We start from the raw sequence: 1,610 nt of genomic DNA on the forward strand, positions 1-1,610 counted from the left end.
TTGCACTCACACTTTCTTCACAGCCCCCTTTAATGGCAGTGTGACTTTCAGACGCAATGCTACTGAATGATAAAATTGTGATAAAGAAAAGAAGATAATGCACTCATTCTCCAAGGGAATATAACGCCTTACTAAGCGGCGATAAATTGTTGGCTAAAATTGCGAGGAACGAGCGCTAGCCAACTGTTTAGCGTCCGTTTGAGTAACTTGTTAGCTGTACTTTTCACCTGACCAAAAATACTGCTCAACTTCACTTGGCTCACAAGGTGAATCTTGTTCATTAAGAGCAAGATCAATGTTGTAGAATCCACCGCTGGTTTGATGGCTACCCCAGAGAATAAGTTTATTGGAAAATAAATCTCGTAAGAAATCAATGATTTCAGACGAAACCTGTTTGTCTCTTTCATCCTTACTTATAGTTTGGTCGTAACATGCGGCATGCCAATGAGTAAAATTACCGACCATTACGATAATTTCCTCTAAATCATCTTCAATCTCAATATTCCCAACACGATCATTTGGTCCTTTGATGATTAAAGTATCATTGCTTTCATTCATAGAGTATTGAAGGGAAGGAAATTCGTTTTGAATATTCTCCTCAACTATCCGTAACAACATATCCGTCCCTGTACAGCTAACGCCCCACTAAGAGGCAAATAATAGTTGGTTATAATAGAGAGCGAAGCGAACAAAACCAACTGTTATTTGTCCTGCTTGAGTGGCTTGTTATATGCCCGTTTGTACAATGCTTTAACTTTTAACGCAGGCTTGGACTTGTACAAAAGATAGATTGATATAAACAAACTTGGAATAAACAAAAACAAAAAAGCACCAGCGGATGCATTTTTAGCTTCAGGTGTGATTGCAACAATACATAAAGAACCACTAACAAGAAATGTTGAAATAAAAAACCTTTTCAAGAACCCTTGAACGCTTTTAAAGATATTATAACTTTGATAGAAAAGGAAGCCTCCAATAAGTACAGCAAGCGTAAAAACCAAAAGCTTTTCAATCCTCTGATTTGAAACCAAAAGAAAAGCGACTCCGGGATACATCATTAAAATTGATAATGTAAAAGTTAATTTATAATCCAGTAGTTTAGAGTTCACCGAAGATCCTATAGGGCTTATAACGCCCCATTAAGAGGCAAATAATTGTTGGCTAAAATAAGCGACGAAGGAGCAAATAGCCAACTGTTATTTGTCCTGCTTGAATGGCTTGTTATACATAAAATTGCCACCAATAGTTTAGATAAATATTAAGCTTATGAAAACCAACTTTTGATTATGGCAAAGAAGCTAATTAGAAGCCCTAACCCAAAAATAAAAGCACCGACAAAGCTAACAATGACACCCGCACTTACGAAGCCAATAATTTTGTTAATTGCCACACCAAGAAGAACAATTATTAAGCCAATTGCAAATAAGCGCATGGATTTACTAATTAATGCAGCTTCTGGTATTTTCACCAAACTACCCCTTTATGTATAACGCCACATTAAGCGGCAAAAAATTGTTGGCTAAAATGTTGAACGAAGTGAAAACAGCCAACTGTTTTTTGTCCGTTTGAATGCCTTGTTATGCGACTTTTAGATTACCATAAACCGGATA

The 1,610-nt window shown here is 36.6% G+C and carries 3 protein-coding genes; all 3 read right to left on the bottom strand.

All coding sequences use genetic code 11. The annotated features are described in order from the left end of the window. Positions 1-210: 210 nt before the first annotated feature. Positions 211-618 (bottom strand): hypothetical protein, encoded by a 408-nt coding sequence (locus tag H4J67_RS19855; protein WP_182204865.1) that lies wholly within the window; start codon positions 616-618, stop codon positions 211-213. A gap of 83 nt (positions 619-701) precedes the next feature. After that, a complete protein-coding gene (locus H4J67_RS19860) occupies positions 702-1,109 on the bottom strand; it encodes a hypothetical protein (RefSeq protein WP_182204867.1) in 408 nt (135 codons plus the stop codon). A 155-nt stretch (positions 1,110-1,264) separates the two neighbouring features. Then, on the bottom strand, positions 1,265-1,468 hold the full coding sequence (locus H4J67_RS19865; RefSeq protein WP_182204870.1) for a hypothetical protein: 204 nt from the start codon (positions 1,466-1,468) through the stop codon (positions 1,265-1,267). Between the last annotated feature and the right edge of the window lie 142 nt (positions 1,469-1,610).

The sequence above is a fragment of the Colwellia sp. BRX10-4 genome (assembly GCF_014077465.1).
Lineage (GTDB): Bacteria > Pseudomonadota > Gammaproteobacteria > Enterobacterales > Alteromonadaceae > Colwellia_A.